The following is a 24,569-nucleotide window of genomic DNA, read 5'->3' on the forward strand; positions in this document are numbered from 1 at the left end:
GGGAACTGCCGGGACAACGCTGCTGGCGCTGTCTGGTTGCGAAAATTCCTTGTCCACGGTGCATCCGGCCGGGCCGGCGGCCGCGGTGATTGCCACCTTGTGGTGGGTTCTGCTGATCGGCGCAACGCTGATCTTCCTGTTCGTGGCCGGGCTGTTTGCCTGGGCCTGGCGCCGTCCGGCCGGCCCCGCCGATGTGCGCCGCTACGTGATCGGGCTGGGGCTGGCCTTTCCGCTGACGGTGCTGGCGGCGCTTCTGGCGTATGGGCTGGTGGTGGGCGAGCGGTTGCTGCCGCGCGCCGCGCCCGAAGTCGTCTCGGTGACCGCCGAGGCGCGGCAATGGGCCTGGCGTTTCGGCTATGACGATGCGCCGGGGCGCGAGACGCAGGGCATCCTGCACATCCCGGCGGGCCGGCCGGTGGATGTGGCGATCACCACGGTGGATGTGGTGCATTCGTTCTGGGTGCCCAGGCTGGCCGGCAAGCTCGACGCGGTGCCGGGCCATGTCAACACGCTGCGGATCGAGGCCTTTGCGCCGGGCCGTTACGCCGGCGTGAGCGCCGAGTTCAGCGGCCCGGGCTATCGTGCGCATAGGTTCGAGGTGATCGCCCATGACGCCCAAGGCTGGCAGGCCTTTCTGACAGGAGAAACACCATGAACGCGCTGCGCCGCCACCGTGCCCTGACGCGCATCTGGGCTTCCGATCCCGGATGGAAAGGTTGGTTCACCACCGTCAACCACACCGACCTTGGCCGCATGTTCCTTGCCACAGCGGCGTTTTTTTTCGTGGTCGGCGGCATTCTGGCGATGCTGATCCGGGCGCAGCTGGCAACGCCGCGCTCGGCCTTTCTCGCACCGGAGCATTACAACCAGATCTTCACCATGCACGGGACGATCATGATGTTCCTCTTCGCGATCCCGTTTTTCGAGGGGCTCGCCGTTTATCTTTTGCCCAAGCTTCTGGGCACCCGTGACCTGGCCTTTCCGCGGCTCACCGCCTACGGCTTCTGGTGCTATGTCTTCGGTGGCGCGATGATGATTTTTGCGCTGCTGGCGGGCATCGCGCCCGACAGCGGCTGGTTCATGTATCCGCCGCTGTCCTCGACCCTGGGGGCGCCGGGGATCAACCCGGATTTCTGGCTGATCGGCATCACCTTCGTCGAGATCTCGGCAATCTCGGCGGCGGTCGAGATCACCGTCACCGTGCTGCGCTATCGGGCGCCGGGGATGAGGCTGTCGCAGATGCCGATCTTTGCCTGGTATGCGCTGGTGACGGCGGTGATGATCCTGACCGGCTTTCCGCCGCTGATCCTCGGCTCGATCCTGCTCGAGCTGGAACGCGCCTTCGGCATGCCGTTCTTTCAGGTGGCGGCGGGCGGCGATGCGCTGCTCTGGCAGCATCTGTTCTGGCTCTTTGGCCACCCGGAAGTCTATATCATCTTTCTGCCGGCGGCCGGGGCGATCTCGACCATTCTGCCGGTCATGGCGCGCACCAGGTTGATGGGCTACGGCTGGATCGTGGCGGCGGCGGTCTCGCTGGCGGTTCTGAGCTTCGGGCTCTGGGTGCATCACATGTTCACCACCGGCATTCCGCATATGGGGCTGGCGTTCTTTTCCGCCGCCTCGACGCTGGTGGCGGTTCCGACGGCGGTGCAGATCTTTGCCTGGATTGGCACGCTCGCCACCGGCAGCCCGCGGCTGCATCTGCCGATGCTTTGGCTGCTGGCGTTTTTCGCCACCTTCGTGATCGGCGGGCTGACCGGGGTGATGGTGGCCATCGTGCCCTTCGACTGGCAGGTGCATGACACCTATTTCATCGTCGCCCATCTGCATTATGTGCTGGTTGGCGGTTTTGTCTTTCCGATGCTCGCCGCGCTTTATTACTGGATGCCGCATTTCACCGGCCGGCGGACGTATTTCAAACTGGGCACCACGGCCTTCTGGCTGGTCTTCACGGGCTTTCACGGCACCTTTCTGCTGTTGCACTGGGCCGGGCTGCTGGGCATGCGGCGGCGGATCGACAGTTTCGAACCGGGGCAGGGCTGGGAGCTGATCAACCTGATCGCCTCGGTCAGCGGCTTTGTCATGGCGATCGGCTTTGCGCTGGTGCTGGTCGACGTGGTGGTCAACGCCATAGTGGCGATCCGCGGCTCGCGCGATCCTTGGGGGGCGGGCACGCTGGAATGGGCCATGCCGACCCCTTCGGCGGCCTATAATTTCGCCAGCCTGCCGCAGGTGAGCTCACGTGATCCGCTGTATGACACGCCCGATCTGCCGGCCCAGCTGGCGCGCGGCGAAGGCTATCTGGGCGATCCCGCCCGCAACCGCCGCGAGACGCTGGCGATCGACGTCGCCAGCGCCGAACCGCGCCATATCGTCGTCTTTCCGGGCAACACCCTCCTGCCGATCTGGATGGCGGCGATCACCGGGCTGTTCTTTCTCGGCTTGCTGCTCAAGACCTATTGGCTGGTGCCGATCTCGGCCGTGGGGGTCATCATCTGCGCGCTGATCTGGGTCTGGAGCCTCGGACGCCGCCGGCCCGAAGGCCGTTTGCCGGTCGGACGCGGGCTGTCGCTGGCCACTGCCGCCGAGGCGGCGGATCCGCCGGGCTGGTGGGGGTCACTGTTTCTCTTGCTGGCCGATGGCACGTTTTTCGGCGCGCTGCTCTTTGGCTATGCCTTCCTCTGGACCGTGGCGCCGAACTGGCCGCCGCCGGCCTATGCCGAACCGGGGCCGGCGCTGCTCCTTCTGGTGGCGCTCGGCGCCGGCCTGGCGCTTGCCGGGCCGCGAGCGGGGCACTGGGTCGCGGCGGTGGGCAGTCTCTTGCTGAGCGCCGCCGGCATTGCGGCCCTGTTCCTGGTGCCGGACCCTTCGGCCCATGCCTATGACGCCACGGTCTGGGTGCTGGTGGGATACGGGCTGCTGCATCACGCCGTCTGTCTGCTGATGATCGCCGTGGTCGCCGCCCGCCGGCGGGCCGGGCATTCCGCCACCACCACCCGGGGCGCCGAGCGCGTGTCGCACCTCTGGAGCCGCTACACCGCGCTGATATCCCTGGTGATCGCGGCGGCGGTGGGGCTGCCGGGGGCGCTGACATGAGCAGTCTTCTGCGCATCGCCCTGCCGCTGACGCTCTGGCTGGCCAGCTTTTCCGCGATCTACGGGCTGCACGGTCTGCTGTGTTCGAGCCGATGGGCGCTGGCCGGTGACGATCTGCCCGGACGCGGTCTGCTGATCGCCGCCGCCGCGCTGGCGATCCTGCTGCAAGTCGCGCTGATCCTGGCCCTGCGGGCCTCTGTCTGGCCCGAAAGCAACACCGTGATCCGGCACATCAGCCTGGGATTGGGCGTGGTGGCGCTGGTCTCCACGCTCTGGACGCTGATCCCGGTGGTTGCGGCGTCACATTGCCTGTGAGCGCCAGTCGCCCGCGTGGCATCGAATCACGCGCGGCCAGGCCGGGGAACTATCGGGATAAGTGTGCACTATCAGGACGATAGTGGCGGAGAGACAGGGATTCGAACCCTGGGTCCCCGTGAAGGGACAACGGTTTTCGAGACCGCCCCGTTCGACCACTCCGGCACCTCTCCGCGGGGGTCTGGGGGCTGCGTTTAATCCGACTTTTGGCCGGGTGCAAGCGGCAAACCGAACTTTTTCACCGCAATTTTCGCCGGCGGTTTTTTCGGCGGTGACCGGCATGTGAAGCCTTTGCCCCTTTGCCCGGCTTGGAAACCGGGCGGCCAGAGGTTAGATTCGCGCAAAGCCACTCATCGGAGCCTCCTTATGCTGCATCGCTTCCTGCCTCTTGCCACCGCTGCGGCGCTAACCTTGGCCACGCCGGTCTGGGCCCAGGCGACGCGGGCCACCGACGCGCTGCTCGACCAGCTCGGTCTGCCGGAAACGGTGGCGGTGATGCGCCAGGAGGGGCTCGATTACGGCGAAGAGCTGGCCGACGAGATGCTGCCCGGCGGCGGCGGCCGCAGCTGGAGCGAGGTGGTGGCGCGGATCTACGACGTCGAGCGGATGGAGGAGACCGTGCGCCGCGGCTTTGCCTCGGCCTGGAAAGAAGAGGACATGCCGCTCGAGGCGATTGCCGGTTTCTTTGCCTCGGCGGAAGGACAGCAGGTGATCCGCCTCGAGATCTCGGCGCGCGAGGCGATGATCGATCCCGGGGTCGAAGAGGCCGCGCGCGATGCCTATCGCGACAGCCTCGACGCGGGCGCCGGCGATCCGCGGCTGCAATTGATCGCCGATTTCATCGAGGCCAACGACCTGATCGATGCCAATGTGGTCGGTGCGATGAATTCGAGCTATGAATTCTATGCCGGGCTGGTCGATGGCGGCGCCTTCGAGATGAGCGAAGAGGAGATCCTCGGCGTGGTCTGGGACAGCGAGGCCGACAACCGCAGCGACACCCGCGAATGGCTGTTCTCTTACATGATGCTGGCCTATCGGCCCCTGGAAGAGGCGGCGCTGCGCGACTATGTCGACCTTGCGTCGAGCGCGCAGGGCAGGGCGCTCAACCGCGCGCTGTTTGCCGGCTACGACCGGATGTATGCCGAGATCTCCTATGCGCTGGGCCTGGCACTGGCGCGGCAGATGACCGCGCAGGAGCTGTAGGGCGGCCCGCGCCGCAGGATTGCCGGGCGCCAAGGTGGGAAATCGCTTGACACGCGGGGCCATCCTCTGAATAAGGCCCACACCCCGCCGGGCCCAGGCCTCGCGGGGTTTGATATTCATGACGCTCCGGAACGGGGCGCGCTGTTCGCGGCGGCAGATGTGAAAGACAGATGCCACCAACGCCGGGCACCCGGGGCCACAGAACGCGGAAACAAAGGAAGACGAGAATGTTCGCAGTCCTCAAGACGGGCGGCAAGCAATACAAGGTTTCCTCGGGCGATACGCTTCGCGTCGAGAAACTGGCTGCTGATGCCGGCGAAAAGGTTCAATTCAACGACGTGCTGATGCTGGGTGGGGACACCACCGTGCTGGGCAGCCCGCTGGTCAGCGGTGCCGCCGTGCAGGCCGAAGTGATCGACCAGATCAAGGGTGACAAGGTCATCCACTTCGTCAAGCGCCGCCGCAAGCACAGCTCCAAGCGCACCAAGGGCCACCGTCAGCAACTGACGCTGATCCGCGTGACCGACATTCTGGCCGAAGGCGCCGACAAGTCGGGCGTCAAGGCCGCGATCGGCGCGGGCTCCGTCACCGGTGCGCCGGCTGCCGCAGCGCCCAAGGCCGAAAAAGCCGCCCCCAAGGCAGAGGCTCCGAAAGCCGACGCCGCTGCGGGCGACGATCTGACCAAGATCACCGGTGTGGGCCCCGCGGCCGCGAAAAAGCTGAACGATGCCGGGATCACCAGCTTCGCCCAGCTTGCAGAGGTTGACGTTGACAGCTTCGATGCCGTCAAGATCAAGCCGGAATGGACGCAACAGGCCAAAGAACTGGCCGGGAAATAAGGAGAGTACCCCATGGCACATAAAAAAGCAGGCGGCTCCTCCCGCAACGGTCGCGACTCTGCCGGACGCCGGCTGGGCGTGAAACTCTACGGTGGCCAGCGCGCCATCCCGGGTAACATCATCGTGCGTCAGCGCGGCAACAAGTGGTGGCCGGGTGAAGGCGTTGGCGAAGGCAAGGATCACACCATCTTTGCAACCGTCGAAGGCCAGGTCACCTTCCGCAAGGGCTTCAAGGGCCGCACCTTCATTTCCGTGCTGCCGGCCGCGGAGGCCGCCGAATAAGCCGACCTAAAGGTTTGCACGACAAACAACGGGGATCGGCGAAAGCCGGTCCCCGTTTCGTTTTGCTACCGGCAGGGCGCGGCGCCTGCGGCGATTTGGTGTTTCTGAATTGACGGCTTTTCGGATAGAAATACCAGATGAAGATCGACAAGTGGTCAGTGTTCCATTCGGCAGATGCCGCACCCGGGAGGAGGGTGGACCCCTTGCATGATCAACCGCCAATCGCCATGTCTCTGCCATGTTTTCGGAGTAATCTGAACGGGTTCTACTGCGGGCGGCTTGCCTCGCACCTGTCCGGACCGCGCTGAAGTAATCCCTTTTGGGCCTGACATCCGCCAATTTGGGCGCCTGTCACCGGCCCGATCCCGAGACTGCCGTTTTTGAGGAGGAACTGCATGACCGCCCAGCAATACCTGGTTGCCCAACCCCTGATCGAAACCGAGCGCGTGGATTTGCGCCCGCTGCGCCGGTCCGACATGGGGCTGATCGAAATGCATGCCTCCGATGAGCGGGTGGCCCGCATGACGACCTCGATCCCGCATCCGCTGCCGCCCGGGGTGACCGAAGCCTTTGTCACCCGCGCCATGGCGGCCGAGCGGGACGAGGATGTCTGGGCAATGGACGGCACGCGGCTGGACGGGCCGGAACTGATGGGGCTGATCTCGCTGGAGCGGATGGACCGCAACCAATCGGAAGTGGGCTATTGGGTGGCGCCGGCCTTCTGGAACACCGGCCTGGCCTCCGACGCGGTGCGCGCGCTGGTCGAGGCCAACCCGATGGACCATGACACGATGTTCGCCTCGGTGTTCCAGGACAACCCGGCCTCGGCCAAGGTTCTGACCAACTGCGGCTTTGACTACATCGGCGACGCCGAGAGCTATTCGGTGGCGCGCGGCAGCCAGGTGCCGACCTGGACCTATCTGCGCAAGCTCAGGTAGGGCCTGGGGGGCTGCCCCCCGTCCTCGCGGGGGCTGTCTCCCCCGAGGGCATTTGAAAACAGAAGAAACAGGGGATGCGCCAAGGCTTGAGGCCGGGGCGCATTTTCTTTATCGCCGGTGCAGCAATCAATGAGGCCCACGCCATGAAATTTCTCGATCTTGCCAAGGTCTATATCCGTTCCGGCGCCGGGGGCGGCGGCGCGGTGTCGTTCCGGCGCGAGAAGTACATCGAATACGGCGGGCCCGACGGCGGCGACGGCGGCAAGGGCGGGTCGGTGATCATCGAGGCGGTCGAGGGGCTGAACACGCTGATCGACTTCCGCTATCAGCAGCACTTCTTTGCCAAGAACGGCCAGCCCGGCATGGGCAAGCAGCGCACCGGCAAGGATGGCGACGACATCATCCTGCGGGTTCCCGTCGGCACCGAGGTGCTGGACGAGGACGAAGAGACGCTGGTGGCCGAGCTGATGGCGGTGGGCGAGCAGGTGGTGCTGGCGAAGGGCGGCAACGGCGGCTTTGGCAACCTGCATTTCAAGACCGCCACCAACCAGGCGCCGCGCCGCGCCAATCCCGGCCAGCCGGGGGTGGAACGCACGATCTGGCTGCGGCTCAAGCTGATCGCCGACGCCGGGCTTCTGGGCCTGCCCAATGCCGGCAAATCGACGTTCCTGGCCGCCACCTCGAACGCCCGGCCGAAGATCGCCGATTACCCGTTCACCACGCTGCATCCCAATCTCGGGGTTGTCGGGGTTGATGGCGCCGAGTTCGTCGTCGCCGACATTCCCGGGCTTATCGAAGGCGCGCATGAGGGCCGGGGTATCGGCGACCGCTTTCTGGGCCATGTGGAACGCTGTTCGGTGCTGCTGCATCTGATCGATGGCACCTCCGAGACCGTGGCCGAGGATTACCGGACCATCATCACCGAGCTCGAGGCCTATGGCGGCCATCTGGCCGACAAGCCGCGGGTGACCGTGCTCAACAAGATCGATGCGCTGGATGACGAAGAGCGCGCCGAAGCCAAGGCCGCGCTCGAGGCCGAGGTCGGCGGGCCGGTGAGGCTGATGTCGGGCGTCGCGCGCGACGGGGTGACCGAGGTGCTGCGCGCGCTGCGCGCCGAGATTTCCGAGGACAAGCTGCGGCAGAAGGCGCAGGACGAGGAGCCCGAGACGTGGCAACCCTGAGCGACGCCCGCCGCATTGTCATCAAGATCGGCTCGGCGCTTCTGGTGGACAGGCGGACCGGCGCGCTCAAGGCCGATTGGCTGCGCGCCCTGGCCGAGGACGTGGCCTGGCTCAAGACCCGCGCCGAGGTGATCCTGGTCTCTTCCGGCTCGATCGCCCTGGGCCGCGGGGCGCTGGGGCTGGGGCTGTCCGAATTGGCGCTGGAGCAGAGCCAGGCCGCCGCCGCGGTCGGACAGATCCGCCTGGCGCGCGCCTATGAGGAGGCGCTGGCGCCGCATGGGCTGACCACCGCACAGGTGCTGGTGACGCTGGAAGACAGCAGCGACCGGCGGCGGTACCTCAATTCGCGCGCGACGCTGGAAACGCTGATTTCGCTCGGCGCGGTGCCGATTGTGAACGAGAACGACACCGTGGCGACGGATGAAATCCGCTATGGCGACAATGACCGGATGGCGGCGCAGGTCGCCGCCACCGTGGGCGCCGATGTGCTGGTGCTGCTGTCGGATGTCGACGGCTTCTACAGCGCCAATCCGGCGGTCGATCCGCGGGCGCGGCGGTATGACGTGATCGACCAGATCACCCCCGAGATCGAGGCCATGGCCGGCGATGCCGGCTCGGGCCTGTCCAAGGGCGGCATGAAGACCAAGCTGATGGCGGCCAAGACCGCGACGGCGGCGGGCTGTGCCATGGTAATCACCCATGGCGAGGCGCTGCGGCCGCTCAAGGCGCTGGAAGAGGGCGCCAATGCCACCTGGTTCACCGCCCATATCGATCCGCAGGCGGCGCGCAAACGCTGGATCGCGGCGATGAAACCGCGCGGCGAGGTCACGCTCGACGCCGGCGCGGTGCGGGCGCTGCGCGCGGGCCGCAGCCTGCTGCCGGCCGGTGTTTCCGGCGTCAGCGGCACCTATGGCCGGGGCCAGCCGGTGGCAATTCTCGACGGGGCGGGCCATGTGCTGGGGCAGGGGCTGACGCGCTACACCGCGGCCGAGACCCGCACCATCAAGGGGCACCGCTCGGACGAGATCGAGGCGCTGCTGGGCTATCCGGGCCGCGCGGTGTTGATCCACCGCGATGACATGGCGCTGTGATCCGCACTTCTTCTGTTTGAAAATACCGCCGCCGGAGGCATAAAGTCTCTGGACCAAGGCCGAGAAAAGGCACCCGACATGAAAGACCTCGCAGATATCCCCGCCCTGATGGCCGACATCGGCGCCCGCGCCAAGGCGGCCAGCGCCGAACTGGCCTATGCCCCGGCCGAGGCCAAACAGGCCGCACTGACCGCCGCGGCCGACGAGGTCTGGGCCGCCCGCGACGCGATTATCGCTGCCAACGCCAAGGACATGGAATTTGGCCGCGAAAAGGGGCTGAGCCCGGCAATGCTCGACCGGCTGAAGCTCGACTCGGCCCGCATCGGCAGCATTGTCGAAGGGCTGCGCGCGGTGGCCGAACAGGCGGATCCGGTGGGCGCGGTGCTCGAGGAATGGGACCGGCCGTCGGGGCTGCACATCCGCCGGGTGCGCACGCCGCTGGGCGTGGTGGGGGTGATCTACGAAAGCCGGCCCAATGTGACCGCCGATGCCGGCGCGCTCTGCCTCAAGGCCGGCAATGCGGTGATCCTGCGCGGCGGCTCCGAGAGTTTTCATTCCTCGGGCGCGATCCATGCGGCGATGGTTGCCGGCGTCACCTCGGCCGGGCTGCCGGCGGATGCGATCCAGCTGGTGCCCACGCGCGACCGGGCGGCGGTGAGCGAAATGCTGACGATGACCGATTTCATCGACGTCATCGTGCCGCGCGGCGGCAAGGGTCTCGTCGGACTGGTGCAGCGCGAGGCGCGGGTGCCGGTCTTTGCCCATCTCGAGGGCATCGTGCATGTCTATCTCGACAAGGCGGCCGATCCGGTCAAGGCGCTCGACGTGGTGCTCAATGCCAAGACCCGGCGCACCGGCATCTGCGGCGCCGCCGAATGTCTGCTGATCCACCGCGAGATTGTCGACACCATCGGCCAGGGGGTGATCCGCGCGCTGATTGATGCCGGGGTCGAGGTGCGGGCCGATGCCGCGCTGCGGAAGATCGCCGGCACGGTGGCGGCGGAAGAGGCGGATTGGGGCAAGGAATACCTCGATTCGATCCTGGCGGCGCGGGTGGTCGAGGATCTCGACGCGGCGATTGCCCATATCCGGCAGTTCAGTTCGTCGCATACTGAATGCATCCTCACCGAGGACGATGCCGCCGCCGAGCGCTTTTTCCAACGGGTCGACAGCGCTATCCTGATGCGCAACGCCTCGACCCAGTTCGCCGATGGCGGCGAGTTCGGCATGGGGGCCGAGATCGGCATTGCCACCGGCAAGATGCACGCCCGGGGCCCGGTCGGCGCGGCGCAGCTCACCAGCTTCAAGTATCTGGTCGACGGCAACGGCACCACCCGGCCATAAGCGCGCCGAAAGAGGGGCGTCAGACCGTCAGCGTCAGCCGCCCCCTGGCCTCGTCCATCGTCGGCCGCCGGTCCAGCGCGCGCGCCAGCAGCGGCAGCAGGGCAAATTGCACATGGTTGGGCGCCACCGCGGGCTCTTCGGCTTCCGGCACCGGCGCGGCCGCGATCCGCTCCATCTGCTGCCAATGCGCCGGGTCGGGGGCGATCCGGTCAGACAGGCCTGTGACCGACCAACGGCCGGGCTGGTATTCGATACAGATCTCGCCGCCGCGCGGCAGGGCGGCCTCGACACATTGCAGCGCCAGCAGCGCAAGCTGCACCTCGCGCCGGGGCAGATCGCCGCCGGGGGCCCAGTCGTAGGACACCCGTCCCGCCGCGCCAAGGGTCTGAAGCACGGCCACAACCTCGTTGCGCGAGACCATCGCATTGTCGGTCGCCGCGCCAAAGGCGATGCGAAAGAACCGGATGCGCGCGCTGGCGTGGTCGCAGCTCTCGGTCACCAGTGCCAGCTCCGGCCCGCCGTTGCTTGCGCCGCCCAGCGACATCAGCTCCAGCCCGTTGGCGATGGCGCCCACCGGCGAGATCAGGTCATGGCAGATGCGCGAGGCTATCAGGGAGGCGAGCTTTGCCGTATAGGAGGTCATCAATCTACTCCGGAGGTGCCACGGATGACCGACATGAACGCCTTGCTCGAACCGGGAAATCTGGTGCGCCACCCGGAGCGCCCGGATTGGGGCGTAGGGCAGGTGCAATCGAATATCGCAGGCAGGATCACAGTGAATTTCCGTGAAGCGGGTAAAGTTGTCATAGATGGCAACAGGATCGCTCTGGAACCTGTCTTCGAGACCTAGGCTACGCGGCCCGGGGTTAACGCCCTGTTAAACACGGTGCGGCAGGGCGGCGCAATCCGGGGCCACACGTTGTCTTTGCGCGGCGACGGCACTATGACACGCGCGACGGCCAAGCGAAGCGGGATATCCATGCGCACACCGGAGTTTTCTGTCAGGCTTGCGGACACAGAGGCCGAGATTCGCGCCGCGCAGGCCCTGCGCTATCAGGTCTTTGTCGAGGAACTGGGCGGCGGCGGCGCGCTGGTGGATCATGCGACCGGCCTCGAGAAGGACCGCTTCGACCCCTATTTCGATCACCTGTTGCTCTATGACCGGGCCCGCGACACGGCGCCGGTGGTGGGGGTCTACCGGGTGCTGCGCGACGATCAGGCGGCGGCGATCGGGCAGTTCTATTCCGACGAGGAATACGACCTCGCGCCGCTGCGCGCCTCGGGCCGGCGGCTGATGGAGCTGGGCCGCTCCTGCCTGCACCCGGACTATCGCGGCGGGGCGGCGATGTTTCACCTCTGGCAGGCGCTCGCCGATTACGTCGAGCGGCACGGCATCGAGGTGCTGTTCGGCGTGGCGAGTTTTCACGGCACCGATGCCGCGGCTCTGGCGCAGCCGCTGTCCTCGCTCTATCACAACCACCTGGCGCCGGAAGAGCTTCGGGTGCGGGCGCGGCCGGCGCAATATCAGCGCATGGACCTCTTGCCGCGCGACCGGATCGACCGCAAGCAGGCGATGTTGCAGACGCCGGCGCTGATCAAGGCCTATCTGCGGCTGGGCGGCACTGTCGGCGAGGGCGCCTGGATCGACCATGAGTTCAACACCACCGATGTCTGTCTGGTGATGGACACCGCCCGGATGAACAGCCGTCAGCGCCAGCTTTATGCCGGCTCGGGGGCGCGGCGATGACCCCGACCTGGACCGACGAGACGCCGGCGCCGCCGCTGGGCCGGCCACACGGCCTGCGCGACTGGCTGCGGGTGCTGCGGCGCGGGGTGCCGATCCTCGTGCTGCTGGGGCTCGGCCTGGCGCTGCTGTTGCTGGTGCGGCTGGTGGAATGGCCGCTTTTCGGGGCACGCCGCCCGGTCACGCCCTATATCACCGTGGTGGTCTGTCGCGGCGTGCTGCGGCTCCTGGGGCTTGCCACGCGATTGCAGGGCGCGCCGATGCGCCACCATGGCGCCTTTGTCGCCAACCATGCCTCCTGGCTGGATATCTTCGTGCTGAACGCGGCGCGGGATGTCTATTTCGTCTCCAAGGCCGAGGTGGCGGGCTGGCCCGGTATCGGCCTGCTGGCGCGGGCCACCGGCACGGTCTTTATCGCCCGCGACCGGCGCGAGGCGCGGGCACAGACCGAGCTGTTCCGCACGCGGCTGATGGGCCGGCACCACCTGTTGTTTTTTCCCGAGGGCACCTCGACGGATTCGCGCCGCGTGCTGCCGTTCAAGCCGACGTTGTTTGCCGCCTGTTTCGACCCGGCACTGCGCGATGCGCTGCATGTCCAGCCGGTGACCCTAGTCTATCACGCGCCCGCCGGCACCGACCCGCGATTTTATGGCTGGTGGGGCGAGATGGGATTTGGTGCGCATATGCTGGCGATGCTGGTGGCACGGCGGCACGGCTCGGCGGAGGTGATCTTTCACCCGCCGCTGAAGGTCGCGGATTTTGCCGATCGCAAGGCGCTGGCCAGGACGCTCGAAGAAACGGTGCGCGCGGCGCATCACTCGGCGCTGCGGGGATAGCGACGCTTCGGGATTTCGCCACGCCTGCGCGTGTCGACGGGGGGCCGGGGCTGCGCCCCGGCGGGACCGGAGGAGGGGGCCAGTTCTGCAAAAAGCCGGGCTTTGCCCGCGGGGTCGAGACAGGGGGGGCTTTGCCCGCAGGGTCGAGACAGGGGGGCTTTGCTCGCAGGGTCGAGATAGGGGGGCTTTGCCCCCCGGGCCTTCGGCCTCCCCCCAGGATATTTTTGGCCAGAAGAAGGACTGGGTGGGCGCTGTGTCGCGGCCTTTGGAGCTGTCAGCCGCCCATGGCCGCCAGGCAGGCGCGGGCGCGGGCGGCGGGATCCTCGGCAGACCAGAGCTCTTCGCCGAGGCCGAAGAAATCGGTCACCGGCGAGAGCGTGCGGATCAGGCTCTCGTCGAGCGCGCCTTCGGCGACCACCGGCAGTTCGATCATCTGCGACCACCAGTCGAAGAGATCGCGCTCGGCCAGGTCGCCATCGCCGAGACCGGCGGCGCCCACCGGGCCGAAACAGACGTAATCCGCGCCGGCCTCGCCGCCCGACATGCCGTCGTGGCGCGAGCTGCCGGCATGCAGCCCGACAATGGCATCCTCGCCCAGCGTCTTGCGCGCGGCACGGACGCCGTGGGCCTCCTTGAGGTGGACGCCATCGAGGCCCAGCCGTTCGGCCAGCAGCACGTGGGATTCGATCACCATGGCAATGTCGCGGCGGTGGGTGATCTCGCGCAGCATATCGGCGGCACGGGCGATCCGGTCTTCGTCGTGGCTGGCCATGGCGAGCCGCAGGCAGGCCACGGGCACGGCATCGAGGACCCGTTCCAACTCCTTGCCGAAGCTTGACAATTCAAAGCTGGCTGGAGTGATGAGGTAGATTTGCGGGTGCTCGATATCGGCCATTTCGGGCTCCATTCAGGTGGCTGCGCTCCCTATAGCGGCAAATTTCGGCCATGGCCATCACTGGCGAGACCCCCGGTCATTTCGGCGGCAGGGCATCGACGAAGTCGAGCGCCAGCGCCATCAGCCCCTGGCGGGTGGTGTCGCGGTCGAGGTCATCCTCGTAGAGTTCGATCATGCCGCCCATCGGCCGGCCTGTGAAGGCCATCGGGTGCGCGCCCTCGAGCGCCAGGGCGCGATCGGCATTGTCCTTGCCCACGCGGTACATCAGCCCGTCCCTGTGCACGCCGCAGAGCATGTTGCCGTTGAGCATGAAGCAGAGCCCGCCGAACATCTTGCGTTCGGACAGTTCCACCACGCGGGGGCCAAGCGCCTCGCCCATGTCCTCGCGCAGCAGGGTTTCATGTCCGGGATCATAGGCCATTGTCGGAACTCCGCGAAGGCGGGCGGCGGGGGCGCCGTCAGGGTGCAGTTTATCGGCCAGGATGCAGCAGGGGAATTGCGCTTTTGCCGGCGGCGCCGTAACAGGGCGGCCATGAGTGAGAGCAACAGATACCGCCCGCAGCCCGCCATGGTGCTTGTCCGCCCCCAGATGGGCGAAAACATCGGTGGCGCCGCGCGGGCGATGTGGAATTTCGGGCTGGAGCGGATGCGCGTCGTGGCGCCGCGCGATGGCTGGCCCAACCAGAAGGCGGTGGCGATGGCCTCGGGCGCCGGGCGGCTGCTGGACGAGGCCGGGCATTTCGCCACGACCGCCGAGGCGGTGGGCGATTGTTCCTTTGTCTTTGCCACCACCGCGCGGCAGCGCGGGCTGACCAAGCCGGTGGTGAGCCCGGAACGCGCGATGCAGATGGCCGCCGAAAAGATCGCCGGTGGCGAAAAGGTGGCGGTGCTGTTCGGGCCGGAGCGCGCCGGGCTGGAAAACGACGATATCGCGCTGGCCAATGCAATCATCTCGGTGCCGGTGAACCCCGAGTTCGCCTCGCTCAACCTGGCGCAATGTGTGTTGTTGACCGCCTATGAATGGCGCCGCGCCGGCGCGGAAATCACCCATGAGACCGTGGAGATGGCCAAGACTGACTGGGCCAGCGGCATCGAGATGGAGAAACTGGCCGCGCATTACGAGGAGCGGCTGGAGGAGGCCGGTTTCTTCTTTCCGCCGACCAAGGCCGAGGGGATGAAGATCAACCTGCGCAATCTCTGGAGCCGGATGCGGCTGACCCGCGCCGATGTACAGATGCTGCACGGGGTGATGCGGCAGATGGTGCGCTGGAAAGAGACCGCCGAACGCAGCCCGCGCGACTGAAGGCGACCGCCGCGCCCTGCGGCAAAGGGTGGCGCTTGAAGCCCCTCGGGGCGCGCACTACTGTCCGCGCAAACGGAGAGGCCCATGGCAGAGAAACGCAAATTGTTCGAAGAGGTGGGCGAGGCCAAACGCCCCGAGACCCCGGCCCGGACCGGCATGATCGACCGCGGCCGGCGCGGCGCGCGTGGCGCGATCCGGGTCTGGCTGATGATGCTGTTCGCGCTGGTGGTGGCGATGATCCTGGTCGGCGGTTTGACCCGGCTGACCGACAGCGGGTTGTCGATCACCGAGTGGAAGCCGGTGACCGGGGCGCTGCCGCCGATGTCCGAAGCCGACTGGACCGCCGAATTCGAGAAATATCAGGCGATCCCGGAATACGAGCTGCAAAACCAGGGCATGACGCTTTCGGAATTCAAGGTGATCTACTGGTGGGAATGGGGCCACCGGCAGCTGGGCCGCTTTGTCGGGCTGGTCTGGGCGCTGGGCTTTGCGGGCTTCCTGATGCTGCGGAAAATCCCACCGGGCTGGACCGGGCGGCTGCTGATCCCCGGGCTCCTCGGCGGGGTGCAGGGTGCCGTCGGCTGGTGGATGGTCTCCTCCGGGCTGACCGGCACCATGCTCGACGTGGCGAGCTATCGTCTGGCGACGCATCTGGGGCTGGCCTTCGTGATCCTCGGGGTGCTGTCATGGTATATTTTCCTGCTCGGCTGCGAGGAACGCGAGCTGATGCAATGCCGCCGCAACCGCGAGGCGAAGCTGTTCTCGATGGGCACCGGGCTGACGCATTTCGCCTTCTTGCAGATCCTGATCGGCGCGCTGGTGGCCGGCATCGACGCGGGGCGCAATTATACCGATTGGCCGCTGATGGCGGGCGGGTTCTTTCCGCCGTTCCCCTTCGAGATCGAGCCGCTCTGGCGCAACTTCTTCGAGAACGATGGGCTGGTGCAGTTCATGCACCGGATGGCGGGCTATCTGCTGGCGATCTTCGGCGTGGTGGTCTGGCTTCGGGCGCGCAGATCGCCCCATGGCAAGACCCGTTTCGCCTTTAACGCGGTGCTGGCGATGATGGCGCTTCAGGTGGTGCTAGGCGTCGTCACCGTGCTCTATTCGGCGCAGCTGCATATCGCGATCACCCATCAACTTGGCGCGGTGGTGCTCTGGGTGCTGATCCTGCGGGCGCGATTCATTGCCGGCTATCCCACCGCCGACAGCATTCGGGGGTCGGTGCGATGAGCGCTTATGACGAGCTGATGACGTTCCAGCGCCAGACCGAGGCGCTGGCCCAGGTTGCCGGCCGGTTGGGCTGGGATCAGGAGACGATGATGCCGCCGGGCGCCGCCGAACAACGCGGCGAAGAGCTGGGCGCGATGGAAGAAATGCTGCATGCGCGGCGCACCGCGCCAGAGGTCGGCCAATGGCTGGCGGCGGTCGAGGATTCGACACTGGATGCGGTGGGCCGGGCGCAGATGCGCCACATCCGGCGCAATTACGAACGCGCGGTGCGGGTGCCGGCGGCGCTGGCGGCGCGGATCGCCCGCACCACGTCGGTGGCCTATGGCAAATGGGCGCGGGCGCGGGCTGACGAGGATTTCGCCGCCTTCGCCCCGGTGCTGTCGGAAATCGTGGCGTTGCGCCGCGAAGAGGCGGCGCATATCGCGGGCGCGGGGGATGCCTATGACGCGCTGCTCCAGGGCTATGAGCCGGGGGCGACGGGGGCCGAGGTGGCATCGCTGTTCGATGATCTGCGCCCCGGTCTGGTGGCGCTGCGCGCCGCGGTGCTGGACCGGCCGGCACCCGATCCGGTCTCGGGCAGCTTTGATCCGGCGGCGCAGATGGTGCTGTCACGTCGTCTGGCCGAGGTCTTTGGCTATGATTTCGATCGCGGGCGGATCGACAAGGCGGTGCATCCCTTCAGTTCGGGCAGCGGCGCCGATGTGCGGATCACCACCCGCACCGCGGCCGACGATCCGTTCAACTGCGCCTATTCCACCATCCACGAGGTCGGCCATGCCTGTTACGAACAGGGCATCGATGCGGGCTATGCGCTGAGCCCGCTGGGGCAGGGCGTGTCGCTCGGGGTGCATGAAAGCCAGAGCCGCATCTACGAAAATCAGCTGGGCCGCTCGCGCGCCTTCTGTCACTGGCTTTATGGCCAGATGCGGGATGCCTTTGGCGATCTGGGGGTTACCGGCGAAGAGGCGTTTTACACGGCCGTCAACCGCGTCCAGCGCGGCTTCATCCGCACCGAGGCGGACGAGGTGCAGTACAACCTTCACATTATGCTGCGCTTTGACCTCGAACGCGACATGGCACGGGGCAAGCTCGACGTGGCCGATCTCGAAGAGGCGTGGAACGCGCGTTTTGCCGAGGATTTCGGCTATCCGGTCGACAAGCCGTCGAACGGCGTGTTGCAGGATGTGCATTGGGCCGCCGGGCTGCTGGGCTATTTCCCGACCTATGCCCTGGGCAATGTCTATGCCGGCTGTCTCTATCTCGCGTTGCAGGACGATGTTGCCGACCTCGACGGGCAATTGGCGCGGGGCGATCTTTCGGGGGCCACCGGCTGGCTGCATGCCAATGTGCAGCGGTTCGGCGGGCTTTACGAGCCGCGTGCGGTGATCGAGCAGGCCTGTGGATTCGCCCCCTCGGAGGCGCCGCTGCTGGGCTATCTTGAGCAGAAGTTCGCCGATCTCTACGATCTCTGAAAAACCCCGCCAATCAGGCACCTGGCCCGCCTGACAGGCCGCTTTTGCCGCTCGGGAGCCGGTTGCGCCGATGGGTGCGGCGGCCGGGCGGGCTGGTGCGGGCCCGGATCATCAGACCGATAGCGCAAAGGCCGGAAACGGTGTAATCTTGTCCGACAGGCATTACGAAGAACGGGAGAGGATTGGACTATGAAAAAGTTATTACTTTCCGCGGGTATCATTGCGGGTCTTGCCGGATCGGCGCTGGCGCAGGGTGCCGCACCGGGGCTGAGCCCTGACCCGGACTATCCGCTGTACGTGGAAGCCAACGGCATTCAATACTGGTGCCGCGACACCTTGACGACGCTGCCGGACGGCACACCAGCCCGGCTGTGCCGCAGGCTGAGTTCCTTCCAGACCAACGGCGGCGCGGCGCTGCCGGCGACCGTGGGCATCGCGCTGCTCGGGCTGGCCTTGCTCGGCGACGAAAGCGGGTCGAGCTCCGGCACCGACTGACAAAACGCAACAGCCCCCGAAACATGCCATCGCCCGGCCGAGACCGGGCGATGGCCTTGTGCTTACGCGGTGGCCGTGGCCGATTTCCGGCCCAGCGCCGCATCGGCCGACCATTGGCCGGCGCCGACCAGCGCCAGCGCCAGATAGCCGCCGCCAAGCGCCAGGTTCTTCATGAAGATGGTCATCTGCATCTGGTCCGCCGGGGCAAAGTGATAGAGTACGCCGGTCGCCACCGAGAACAGGCCCAGCGCCAGCGCCGCCAGCCGGGTCTGAAAGCCGACCAGAAGCGCCAGGCCGCCGAGGATCTCCAGGACGATCACCGGCCAGGCGAGAAAGCCGGGCAGGCCGCCCGAGGCCACGTAGCTGGCAAAGCCCTGAACATCGCCCAGCTTGCCGATGCCCGCCAGAATGAACATTGCCGAGAGCAGGATACGCGCGACCAGCAGGCCGGCATTTTGAAGAGTGTAGGTCATGTGAAGTGTCCTTCCGAGTTTCTGTCGGAAGGACTATTCGATCTGTGCATCCACGATCAATTCAGGCAAACCACACAAGTCTTGTGCGAATTTGCAGGGCGCCTCAGCTCTCGGCCTCACCCTCGTCTTCGGCCTGTTCGGCGATCCAGGCCACGCTGACCACTTCCTCGCCCTTGCCGGTGTTGAACACCCGCACGCCGCCGGCGCTGCGCGACCGGAAGGAGATGCCATCGACCGGCACCCGGATCGATTGCCCGCGCGAGGTGGCAAGCATGATCTGATCGTCCAGTTCCACCGGGAAAGAGGCCACCAGAGGCCCGCCGCGCATCGCCTTGTCCATCGCCGCCACGCCCTGGCCGCCACGGCCGCGCACCGGATAGTCATGCGACGACGACAGCTTGCCGGTGCCCTTGGCGGTGATTGTCAGGATCAGGTTCTCGGCCGCCGACATCTCGGCATAGCGCTCGGGCGAGAGCGCGCCGGGGGCGGCGGCCTCTTCGTCGGTCTCCGGGTCATCAGTGATCCCCGCCATCAGGCGACGCTGCTTCAGATAGGCGGCGCGTTCCTCCGCCTCGGCCTCGAAGTGGCGGATCACCGACATCGAGACGACCTTGTCGCCATTGTTGAGCCGGATGCCCCGCACCCCCACCGAATTGCGCGAATTGAACACCCGCACATCGGTGGTCGGAAAGCGGATGGCGCGGCCGGAATCGGTGACCAGCATGACGTCGTCGTCTTCGGAACAGATCCGGGCATTGATCAACGACATGCCTTCGTTCTCGTCCTCGAACTTCATCGCGATCTTGCCGTTCGACTTCACGTTGGTGAAATCCGACAGTCGATTGCGCCGCACGGTGCCCTTGTCGGTGGCAAAGACGATTTGCAGATCGTCCCATTCGCCCTCGTCGCGATCGACCGGCATGATCGCCGCGATCGACACGCCGGTCGGGATCGGCAGGATATTGACGATTGCCTTGCCCTTGGAGGTGCGCCCGCCCAGCGGCAGCCGCCAGGTCTTGAGCTTGTAGGCCATGCCGTCGGTGGTAAAGAACAGAAGTTGCGTATGGGTATTGGCGACAAACAGCGTGGTCACCACGTCGTCATCCTTGAGCGCACCGCCCGACAGCCCCTTGCCGCCGCGCTTCTGCGAGCGGAAATCGGCCAGCGGCGTGCGCTTGATATAGCCGCCCTGGGTGACGGTGACGACCATGTCCTCGCGTTCGATCAGGTCCTCGTCGTCCATGTCACCGGCCCAGTCGGTGATCTCGGTGCGGCGCGGCACGGCAAATTGCTCTTTCACCTCGGTCAGTTCGTCCGAGATGATCGTCATGATCCGCTCGCGCGAGGACAGGATATCGAGGTAATCCTTGATCTTCGCCGCCAGTTCTTCGAGCTCGTCGGTGATCTCCTTGACGCCCAGCTGGGTCAGCCGTTGCAGCCGCAGCTCGAGAATGGCGCGGGCCTGCGCCTCGGAGAGGTTGTAGCTGCCGTCCTCGTTGATCGTATGGGTCGGATCGTCGATCAGCTTGATATAGGCGGCGATCTCCTGCGCCGGCCAGCGCCGGGTCATCAGCTTCTCGCGCGCTTCCGCCGCATCGGCAGAGGCGCGGATCGTCGCCACGACCTCGTCGACATTCGACACCGCGACCGCCAGACCACAGAGGATATGGCTGCGTTCGCGCGCCTTGCGCAGCAGATAGGCGGTGCGCCGCGCCACCACATCCTCGCGGAAATCGAGGAAGGAGGTCAGGAAGGCGCGCAGGGTCAACTGCTCGGGCCGCCCGCCATTGAGCGCCAGCATGTTGCAGCCGAAATAGGTCTGCATCGGGGTGAAGCGGAACAGCTGGTTCAGCACCACCTCCGCCGTGGCATCGCGCTTCAGTTCGATCACCACCCGCACGCCGTTGCGGTCGCTTTCGTCCTGCACATGGGCAATGCCCTCGATGCGCTTTTCACGGGCGGCCTCGGCGATCTTTTCGATCATCGCCGCCTTGTTCACCTGATAGGGCACCTCGTCGACGACGATGGCATAGCGGTCCTTGCGCAGCTCCTCGACGCGGGTCTTGGCGCGCACGATGACGCTGCCCCGACCTTCGAGATAGGCCTTGCGCGCGCCCGAGCGGCCGAGGATCAGCCCGCCGGTGGGGAAATCCGGGCCGGGGATATAATGGATCAGCTGTTCCGAGGTCAGATCGGCATTCTCGATCAATGCCAAACAGGCATCGATCACCTCGCCGAGGTTATGCGGCGGGATGTTGGTCGCCATGCCGACGGCAATGCCGCCGGCGCCATTGACCAGCATGTTGGGAAAGCGCGCCGGCAGCACGCTGGGCTCGCGGTCCTTGCCGTCGTAATTGTCCTGGAAATCGACGGTTTCCTTGTCGATATCGGCCAGCAGATACGACGAGGGCTTGTCCATCCGCACCTCGGTGTAACGCATGGCCGCGGCATTGTCGCCATCCATCGAGCCGAAGTTGCCCTGACCGTCCAGAAGCGGCAGCGACATCGAGAAATCCTGCGCCATGCGCACCAGCGCGTCATAGATCGCGCTGTCGCCATGCGGGTGGTATTTCCCCATGACGTCGCCCACAGGGCGGGCCGACTTGCGATAGGGTTTGTCATGGCTGTTGCCGGTTTCATGCATCGCATAAAGAATGCGCCGATGCACCGGTTTCAGCCCGTCGCGCAGATCCGGGATCGCGCGGGACACGATGACCGACATCGCATAGTCGAGATAGGCCGACTGCATCTCGTCCGTGATCGAGACCGTGGGGCCGTGATGCTCGGGCCGGTCCGGTTTTTGTTCATCGTTCTCAGGGGGTTGGGGCGTGTCGCTCACGTCGTCTTCACCGCTTTTTGTCGGTTTCTATATATAGTTGAGGCAAACTATATCAGAGACAGGATATGGGGTGCAATCCTTGGATTCCGTCGATTTGGCAGCCATCACGTCAGGTGGCTAACAGATTGTATTTGTTGATTTTCAACAGATTTCTGGCACGATTCCCGCACAGCAAAAAAAGACGAGGTGCAAGATGCAGATGTCGGAGACCGAAATGATGCTGCGCGGCTACGGGCTGACCACGGCGGAATTCTTCTATCACATGCCGGATTACACCCATGTGCTCAACAGCTATATCTGGCAGGAATATGACACCGCGCCGGATCACCCCAAGCTCTTCCGCTTCATCGAGTTCTGGCAGGACGAGATCGAGGGCCCGCTGCATTCGGTGCGCTTTTCGCACCGCAAGATGCTGGCCTCCGGCGAATGGCAGAACCTGGTCGGCGAATTCACCTATCACTGACCGCTGTGGCCCTTGGACCCCCGGTCGCAACCAGATCGCCCTGATCTTCCTCTTGCCGAAAATACCCTCGGGGGAGTCGCCCGGGGCGACGGGGGCAGCGCCCCCAGCCCGGCCTGCGCATCAACGCCTCGTCGTCAGGGAATGATCCGGGTGTATTTCACGCCCTCCAGCGTCGCGCCGACGCGCAGCCCGGCCTGGCCAAAGACCACGGCAATGATCGGCGCAAGCGAGGTGGTGGTCTCGGCGCTCAGATTGCCGCCGCTGTCGGGGATGGCATAGGTCGCGCCGGCGCCGGCGGCAAAACCGGGCGACCGGCGGAAATTCTGCAAGGCCTCGTCGGTCATGAAGAACAGCACATGCGCATATTGTTGCGCGCCGATCTGCAATCCGGTCGAGAGCTTGGTCATGGCATAGTAATCCACCGTCGCGCCGTTGATGCGCATGGCGCCGCGGCCATAGCCGCCGCCCAGGCCCAGGCCGGCCTCGGTCACCAGCGGCATGATCAACATGCCGACGGATTTCTCGGCCACTTCGCGGGTGGCGGGAAAATCCGAATAGAGCTGCGCCAAGGTGCTGTCGACACGGGCGTCGATCGTGGCCGGGCCGCGCGACCCGACGCCGTTGCCGCAAGCGGCCAGCGTGGTTGCGGCAAGGCCGGAAAACACAAAGGATCGTCGGGGAAGCTGGGTCATCTTGGGTCTCTGCTCGCATTGCCTTGGGGGCCGGTCTTGTCGCCGGTCGCGCGCAGTATAGGCGCTTTGGCCCGGGGTGTCACGCCGCGAAAACCCGGCGCCGGGATTGTGGCAAAGCCGCGCCGGCGCGGGAGCGGCTCAGCCGTTGAGAAGCCGCGCCGCCGCCGGCGCGAAATAGGTCAGCACCCCGTCGCATCCGGCGCGTTTGAAGCCCATCAGGCTCTCCATCATCGCCTGTTCGCCGTCGATCCAGCCGTTTTGCGCGGCGCCCTGGATCATCGCGTATTCCCCCGAGACCTGGTAGGCATAGGTCGGCGCGCCGAAGCGGTCTTTCACCCGGCGGCAGATGTCGAGATAGGGCATCCCCGGCTTGATCATCACCATGTCGGCGCCCTCGCTCAGATCGCGGTCCACCAGCCGCAGCGCCTCGTCGGAATTGGCCGGGTCCATCTGATAGGTCTTCTTGTCACCCTTGAGCGCGCCGGAGGCGCCCACCGCATCGCGGAACGGGCCGTAAAAGGCACTGGCATATTTCGCCGAATAGCTGAGCAGGGCCACGTTGGGAAAGCCGCCGGCTTCCAGGGCGCCACGGATCGCGCCGATGCGGCCATCCATCATGTCCGACGGGCCGATGATGTCGGCCCCGGCCTCGGCCTGGCTCAGCGCCTGTTTCACCAGCGCGCCGACGGTGGCGTCGTTTACCACCTCGCCATCGACCACAAAGCCGTCGTGGCCGTTGATGTTGTAGGGGTCGAGCGCCACATCGGTCATCACCACCATTTCCGGCACCGCCGCCTTGATCGCCCGCGTGGCGCGGTTCGACAGGTTCTCGGGGTTCCAGGCCTCGGCGCAATCCTCGGTCTTGAGGCTCGGGTCGGTATAGGGAAAGAGGCAGATCGCCGGAATGCCCAGGGCATGGGCCTCGCGCGCCGCCTGCGCCACCAGGTCGACCGAGCGCCGCACCACGCCGGGCATCGAGGGCACTGGCTCTTCGATCCCCTCGCCATCGCGCAGGAAGATCGGCCAGATGAAATCGCCGGGCGTCAGGGTGTTTTCGCGCACCAGATCACGCAGCGCGGCGGATTTGCGGGTGCGGCGGAAGCGGGCGTCGGGAAAGGGGGCGAGGGGCATGGCGTTCTCCGAAATTCTCTCCCGTACCTGCCAAGCCTGTTGCGCCAAGTCCAGCCCGAAGCGCACCCGCAGGCCGCCGCGGCGGCGGCCTCTGGGCAATGCCCGGAGCTTGCGGTAAGGAGGCCCGAGATGCCTCAGGGGAACACGCGGTGACCGATCTGCAACTCGTCATTCTTGAACATATCGACATGCGGTCCTTCTCGAATCTCTGGTTCTGGATCGCGCTGGCGGTGATGTGGTCGACGGCGAGTCACTGGGTGATCGGCGTGCCGTTCGACATGGTCACCCACGCCCGCAAGTACGGCGGCCAGGCGCAGGGCGATCTCGAGGAACTGGTGCGGATCAACACCTCGCGGCTGCTCTATATCGGCCGGGTGGCGGGCATTTGGCTGCTGGGCCTGATCTGCTTTCTGCTCAGCGGGCTGGCGGTGCTGGGCTTTTTCTACTGGGTCGAATTCGCCCAGGCGGTCTTTTTGCTGCTCTTTCCGATGAGCCTCGTCGGCCTTCTCAGCCTTTCGACCTCGCGCCGGATCAATGACATGGGCCTGCATGGCGAGGCGCTGCAACGCCGGCTGATCCGCCACCGGTTCTATGTCCAGGTGATCGGCGTGCTGTCGATCTTTGTCACCGCCATGTGGGGCATGTACCAGAATTTCTCGGTTCAGGTTCTGGGACTCTGAGCCGCGCCATTGACCCGATCCTTCC

Annotated in this window: 26 protein-coding genes and 1 tRNA gene; 19 read left to right on the top strand and 8 right to left on the bottom strand. The window is 66.0% G+C overall.

Annotated elements, in window-relative coordinates:
* Positions 1-58 precede the first annotated feature (58 nt).
* The 3 genes from PVW49_RS14655 to PVW49_RS14665 are packed head-to-tail and all read left to right on the top strand — an operon-like array spanning position 59 to position 3,410.
* Positions 59-655, top strand: coding sequence for a cytochrome c oxidase subunit II (locus tag PVW49_RS14655; protein WP_244526447.1), 597 nt, complete (start codon positions 59-61; stop codon positions 653-655).
* Entirely contained in the window at positions 652-3,096 is a 2,445-nt protein-coding gene (ctaD, locus tag PVW49_RS14660; protein WP_274590895.1) for a cytochrome c oxidase subunit I, read from the top strand. Before PVW49_RS14655 ends, ctaD begins: the two co-directional genes overlap by 4 nt.
* Complete coding sequence (locus PVW49_RS14665; RefSeq protein WP_274590896.1) at positions 3,093-3,410, top strand: hypothetical protein; 318 nt, start codon at positions 3,093-3,095, stop codon at positions 3,408-3,410. The genes ctaD and PVW49_RS14665 overlap by 4 nt, the downstream gene beginning before the upstream one ends.
* Positions 3,411-3,493: 83 nt before the next feature.
* On the opposite strand, the gene PVW49_RS14670 is transcribed toward PVW49_RS14665, so the two are convergent.
* Positions 3,494-3,583, bottom strand: a tRNA-Ser gene (locus tag PVW49_RS14670).
* Positions 3,584-3,776: 193 nt separating this feature from the next.
* On the opposite strand from PVW49_RS14670, the gene PVW49_RS14675 reads away from it, so the two are divergent.
* The 7 genes from PVW49_RS14675 (at position 3,777) to PVW49_RS14705 (ending at position 10,288) form a co-directional block, all read left to right on the top strand.
* Positions 3,777-4,613, top strand: a complete 837-nt coding sequence (locus PVW49_RS14675; protein ID WP_274565413.1) for a DUF2059 domain-containing protein — start codon at positions 3,777-3,779, stop codon at positions 4,611-4,613.
* Between the two features lie 227 nt (positions 4,614-4,840).
* Positions 4,841-5,452, top strand: coding sequence for a 50S ribosomal protein L21 (locus PVW49_RS14680; RefSeq protein ID WP_048531452.1), 612 nt, complete (start codon positions 4,841-4,843; stop codon positions 5,450-5,452).
* A 12-nt stretch (positions 5,453-5,464) separates the two neighbouring features.
* A complete protein-coding gene (rpmA, locus tag PVW49_RS14685; RefSeq protein WP_074835527.1) occupies positions 5,465-5,734 on the top strand; it encodes a 50S ribosomal protein L27 in 270 nt (89 codons plus the stop codon).
* A 395-nt stretch (positions 5,735-6,129) separates the two neighbouring features.
* Positions 6,130-6,672, top strand: coding sequence for a GNAT family N-acetyltransferase (locus PVW49_RS14690; protein WP_074835529.1), 543 nt, complete (start codon positions 6,130-6,132; stop codon positions 6,670-6,672).
* A 143-nt stretch (positions 6,673-6,815) separates the two neighbouring features.
* A complete protein-coding gene (obgE, locus tag PVW49_RS14695; protein ID WP_074835797.1) occupies positions 6,816-7,853 on the top strand; it encodes a GTPase ObgE in 1,038 nt (345 codons plus the stop codon).
* Positions 7,841-8,944 (top strand): glutamate 5-kinase, encoded by a 1,104-nt coding sequence (gene proB, locus PVW49_RS14700; RefSeq protein WP_074835530.1) that lies wholly within the window; start codon positions 7,841-7,843, stop codon positions 8,942-8,944. Before obgE ends, proB begins: the two co-directional genes overlap by 13 nt.
* A gap of 78 nt (positions 8,945-9,022) precedes the next feature.
* A complete protein-coding gene (locus PVW49_RS14705; protein ID WP_274590897.1) occupies positions 9,023-10,288 on the top strand; it encodes a glutamate-5-semialdehyde dehydrogenase in 1,266 nt (421 codons plus the stop codon).
* Positions 10,289-10,307: 19 nt separating this feature from the next.
* Here the strand turns inward: PVW49_RS14705 and PVW49_RS14710 are convergent, their stop codons facing one another.
* Positions 10,308-10,931: a histidine phosphotransferase family protein gene (locus PVW49_RS14710; protein WP_274590898.1), complete on the bottom strand. Its 624-nt coding sequence runs from the start codon at positions 10,929-10,931 to the stop codon at positions 10,308-10,310.
* A gap of 24 nt (positions 10,932-10,955) precedes the next feature.
* On the opposite strand from PVW49_RS14710, the gene PVW49_RS14715 reads away from it, so the two are divergent.
* The 3 genes from PVW49_RS14715 to PVW49_RS14725 all read left to right on the top strand — a co-directional run bounded on the left by PVW49_RS14715 (position 10,956) and on the right by PVW49_RS14725 (position 12,868).
* On the top strand, positions 10,956-11,138 hold the full coding sequence (locus PVW49_RS14715) for a DUF3553 domain-containing protein (protein WP_048531461.1): 183 nt from the start codon (positions 10,956-10,958) through the stop codon (positions 11,136-11,138).
* 129 nt (positions 11,139-11,267) lie between these two features.
* Entirely contained in the window at positions 11,268-12,035 is a 768-nt protein-coding gene (locus PVW49_RS14720; RefSeq protein ID WP_074835535.1) for a GNAT family N-acetyltransferase, read from the top strand.
* Positions 12,032-12,868 carry a lysophospholipid acyltransferase family protein gene (locus tag PVW49_RS14725; protein ID WP_274565415.1) on the top strand — a complete coding sequence of 279 codons (837 nt, stop codon included), beginning with the start codon at positions 12,032-12,034 and terminating at the stop codon, positions 12,866-12,868. Before PVW49_RS14720 ends, PVW49_RS14725 begins: the two co-directional genes overlap by 4 nt.
* Before the next feature lie 274 nt (positions 12,869-13,142).
* Here PVW49_RS14725 and PVW49_RS14730 read toward each other — a convergent pair whose 3' ends face one another.
* Entirely contained in the window at positions 13,143-13,763 is a 621-nt protein-coding gene (locus PVW49_RS14730) for a thiamine phosphate synthase (protein ID WP_048533762.1), read from the bottom strand.
* 76 nt (positions 13,764-13,839) lie between these two features.
* Complete coding sequence (locus PVW49_RS14735; protein WP_074835538.1) at positions 13,840-14,184, bottom strand: TfoX/Sxy family protein; 345 nt, start codon at positions 14,182-14,184, stop codon at positions 13,840-13,842.
* A gap of 111 nt (positions 14,185-14,295) precedes the next feature.
* Between PVW49_RS14735 and PVW49_RS14740 the strand changes: the two genes are divergently transcribed.
* From PVW49_RS14740 to PVW49_RS14755, 4 genes are all read left to right on the top strand, one after another.
* Complete coding sequence (locus PVW49_RS14740) at positions 14,296-15,066, top strand: RNA methyltransferase (protein WP_074835540.1); 771 nt, start codon at positions 14,296-14,298, stop codon at positions 15,064-15,066.
* A gap of 84 nt (positions 15,067-15,150) precedes the next feature.
* Entirely contained in the window at positions 15,151-16,299 is a 1,149-nt protein-coding gene (gene ctaA, locus PVW49_RS14745) for a heme A synthase (protein ID WP_074835541.1), read from the top strand.
* A complete protein-coding gene (locus PVW49_RS14750; RefSeq protein WP_274590899.1) occupies positions 16,296-17,771 on the top strand; it encodes a carboxypeptidase M32 in 1,476 nt (491 codons plus the stop codon). The genes ctaA and PVW49_RS14750 overlap by 4 nt, the downstream gene beginning before the upstream one ends.
* Positions 17,772-17,960: 189 nt before the next feature.
* The gene (locus PVW49_RS14755) at positions 17,961-18,266 is read left to right on the top strand and encodes a hypothetical protein (RefSeq protein ID WP_274590900.1); all 306 of its coding nucleotides are present in this window, start codon (positions 17,961-17,963) and stop codon (positions 18,264-18,266) included.
* A gap of 62 nt (positions 18,267-18,328) precedes the next feature.
* On the opposite strand, the gene PVW49_RS14760 is transcribed toward PVW49_RS14755, so the two are convergent.
* Entirely contained in the window at positions 18,329-18,739 is a 411-nt protein-coding gene (locus PVW49_RS14760) for a DoxX family protein (RefSeq protein WP_274590901.1), read from the bottom strand.
* Positions 18,740-18,842: 103 nt separating this feature from the next.
* A complete protein-coding gene (gene gyrA / locus PVW49_RS14765) occupies positions 18,843-21,578 on the bottom strand; it encodes a DNA gyrase subunit A (protein WP_274590902.1) in 2,736 nt (911 codons plus the stop codon).
* A gap of 193 nt (positions 21,579-21,771) precedes the next feature.
* Here gyrA and PVW49_RS14770 point away from each other — a divergent pair, with 193 nt between their 5' ends.
* A complete protein-coding gene (locus PVW49_RS14770; RefSeq protein ID WP_048531477.1) occupies positions 21,772-22,041 on the top strand; it encodes an usg protein in 270 nt (89 codons plus the stop codon).
* A 134-nt stretch (positions 22,042-22,175) separates the two neighbouring features.
* On the opposite strand, the gene PVW49_RS14775 is transcribed toward PVW49_RS14770, so the two are convergent.
* Together PVW49_RS14775 and hemB are read right to left on the bottom strand one after the other, a co-directional pair.
* Positions 22,176-22,733, bottom strand: a complete 558-nt coding sequence (locus PVW49_RS14775) for a YSC84-related protein (protein ID WP_048531479.1) — start codon at positions 22,731-22,733, stop codon at positions 22,176-22,178.
* Between the two features lie 138 nt (positions 22,734-22,871).
* A complete protein-coding gene (gene hemB / locus PVW49_RS14780; RefSeq protein WP_074835546.1) occupies positions 22,872-23,864 on the bottom strand; it encodes a porphobilinogen synthase in 993 nt (330 codons plus the stop codon).
* Between the two features lie 188 nt (positions 23,865-24,052).
* Here hemB and PVW49_RS14785 point away from each other — a divergent pair, with 188 nt between their 5' ends.
* On the top strand, positions 24,053-24,544 hold the full coding sequence (locus tag PVW49_RS14785) for a component of SufBCD complex (protein WP_139211247.1): 492 nt from the start codon (positions 24,053-24,055) through the stop codon (positions 24,542-24,544).
* Positions 24,545-24,569 lie beyond the last annotated feature (25 nt).

The sequence above is a fragment of the Marinovum sp. PR37 genome (assembly GCF_028807375.1).
Classification (GTDB): domain Bacteria; phylum Pseudomonadota; class Alphaproteobacteria; order Rhodobacterales; family Rhodobacteraceae; genus Marinovum; species Marinovum algicola.

Bases quoted from the DNA above. Each gene is read 5' to 3' on its own strand.
- PVW49_RS14680 (WP_048531452.1), top strand. From the start codon at position 4,841: ATGTTCGCAGTCCTCAAGACGGGCGGCAAGCAATACAAGGTTTCCTCG.
- PVW49_RS14710 (WP_274590898.1), bottom strand. From the start codon at position 10,931: ATGACCTCCTATACGGCAAAGCTCGCCTCCCTGATAGCCTCGCGCATC.
- PVW49_RS14750 (WP_274590899.1), top strand. From the start codon at position 16,296: ATGAGCGCTTATGACGAGCTGATGACGTTCCAGCGCCAGACCGAGGCG.
- PVW49_RS14735 (WP_074835538.1), bottom strand. From the start codon at position 14,184: ATGGCCTATGATCCCGGACATGAAACCCTGCTGCGCGAGGACATGGGC.
- PVW49_RS14730 (WP_048533762.1), bottom strand. From the start codon at position 13,763: ATGGCCGATATCGAGCACCCGCAAATCTACCTCATCACTCCAGCCAGC.
- ctaD (WP_274590895.1), top strand. From the start codon at position 652: ATGAACGCGCTGCGCCGCCACCGTGCCCTGACGCGCATCTGGGCTTCC.
- PVW49_RS14705 (WP_274590897.1), top strand. From the start codon at position 9,023: ATGAAAGACCTCGCAGATATCCCCGCCCTGATGGCCGACATCGGCGCC.
- PVW49_RS14775 (WP_048531479.1), bottom strand. From the start codon at position 22,733: ATGACCCAGCTTCCCCGACGATCCTTTGTGTTTTCCGGCCTTGCCGCA.
- PVW49_RS14755 (WP_274590900.1), top strand. From the start codon at position 17,961: ATGAAAAAGTTATTACTTTCCGCGGGTATCATTGCGGGTCTTGCCGGA.
- hemB (WP_074835546.1), bottom strand. From the start codon at position 23,864: ATGCCCCTCGCCCCCTTTCCCGACGCCCGCTTCCGCCGCACCCGCAAA.
- PVW49_RS14740 (WP_074835540.1), top strand. From the start codon at position 14,296: ATGAGTGAGAGCAACAGATACCGCCCGCAGCCCGCCATGGTGCTTGTC.
- PVW49_RS14665 (WP_274590896.1), top strand. From the start codon at position 3,093: ATGAGCAGTCTTCTGCGCATCGCCCTGCCGCTGACGCTCTGGCTGGCC.
- ctaA (WP_074835541.1), top strand. From the start codon at position 15,151: ATGGCAGAGAAACGCAAATTGTTCGAAGAGGTGGGCGAGGCCAAACGC.
- PVW49_RS14690 (WP_074835529.1), top strand. From the start codon at position 6,130: ATGACCGCCCAGCAATACCTGGTTGCCCAACCCCTGATCGAAACCGAG.
- PVW49_RS14770 (WP_048531477.1), top strand. From the start codon at position 21,772: ATGCAGATGTCGGAGACCGAAATGATGCTGCGCGGCTACGGGCTGACC.
- PVW49_RS14675 (WP_274565413.1), top strand. From the start codon at position 3,777: ATGCTGCATCGCTTCCTGCCTCTTGCCACCGCTGCGGCGCTAACCTTG.
- PVW49_RS14785 (WP_139211247.1), top strand. From the start codon at position 24,053: ATGCGGTCCTTCTCGAATCTCTGGTTCTGGATCGCGCTGGCGGTGATG.
- rpmA (WP_074835527.1), top strand. From the start codon at position 5,465: ATGGCACATAAAAAAGCAGGCGGCTCCTCCCGCAACGGTCGCGACTCT.
- PVW49_RS14720 (WP_074835535.1), top strand. From the start codon at position 11,268: ATGCGCACACCGGAGTTTTCTGTCAGGCTTGCGGACACAGAGGCCGAG.
- PVW49_RS14760 (WP_274590901.1), bottom strand. From the start codon at position 18,739: ATGACCTACACTCTTCAAAATGCCGGCCTGCTGGTCGCGCGTATCCTG.
- PVW49_RS14725 (WP_274565415.1), top strand. From the start codon at position 12,032: ATGACCCCGACCTGGACCGACGAGACGCCGGCGCCGCCGCTGGGCCGG.
- PVW49_RS14715 (WP_048531461.1), top strand. From the start codon at position 10,956: ATGACCGACATGAACGCCTTGCTCGAACCGGGAAATCTGGTGCGCCAC.
- obgE (WP_074835797.1), top strand. From the start codon at position 6,816: ATGAAATTTCTCGATCTTGCCAAGGTCTATATCCGTTCCGGCGCCGGG.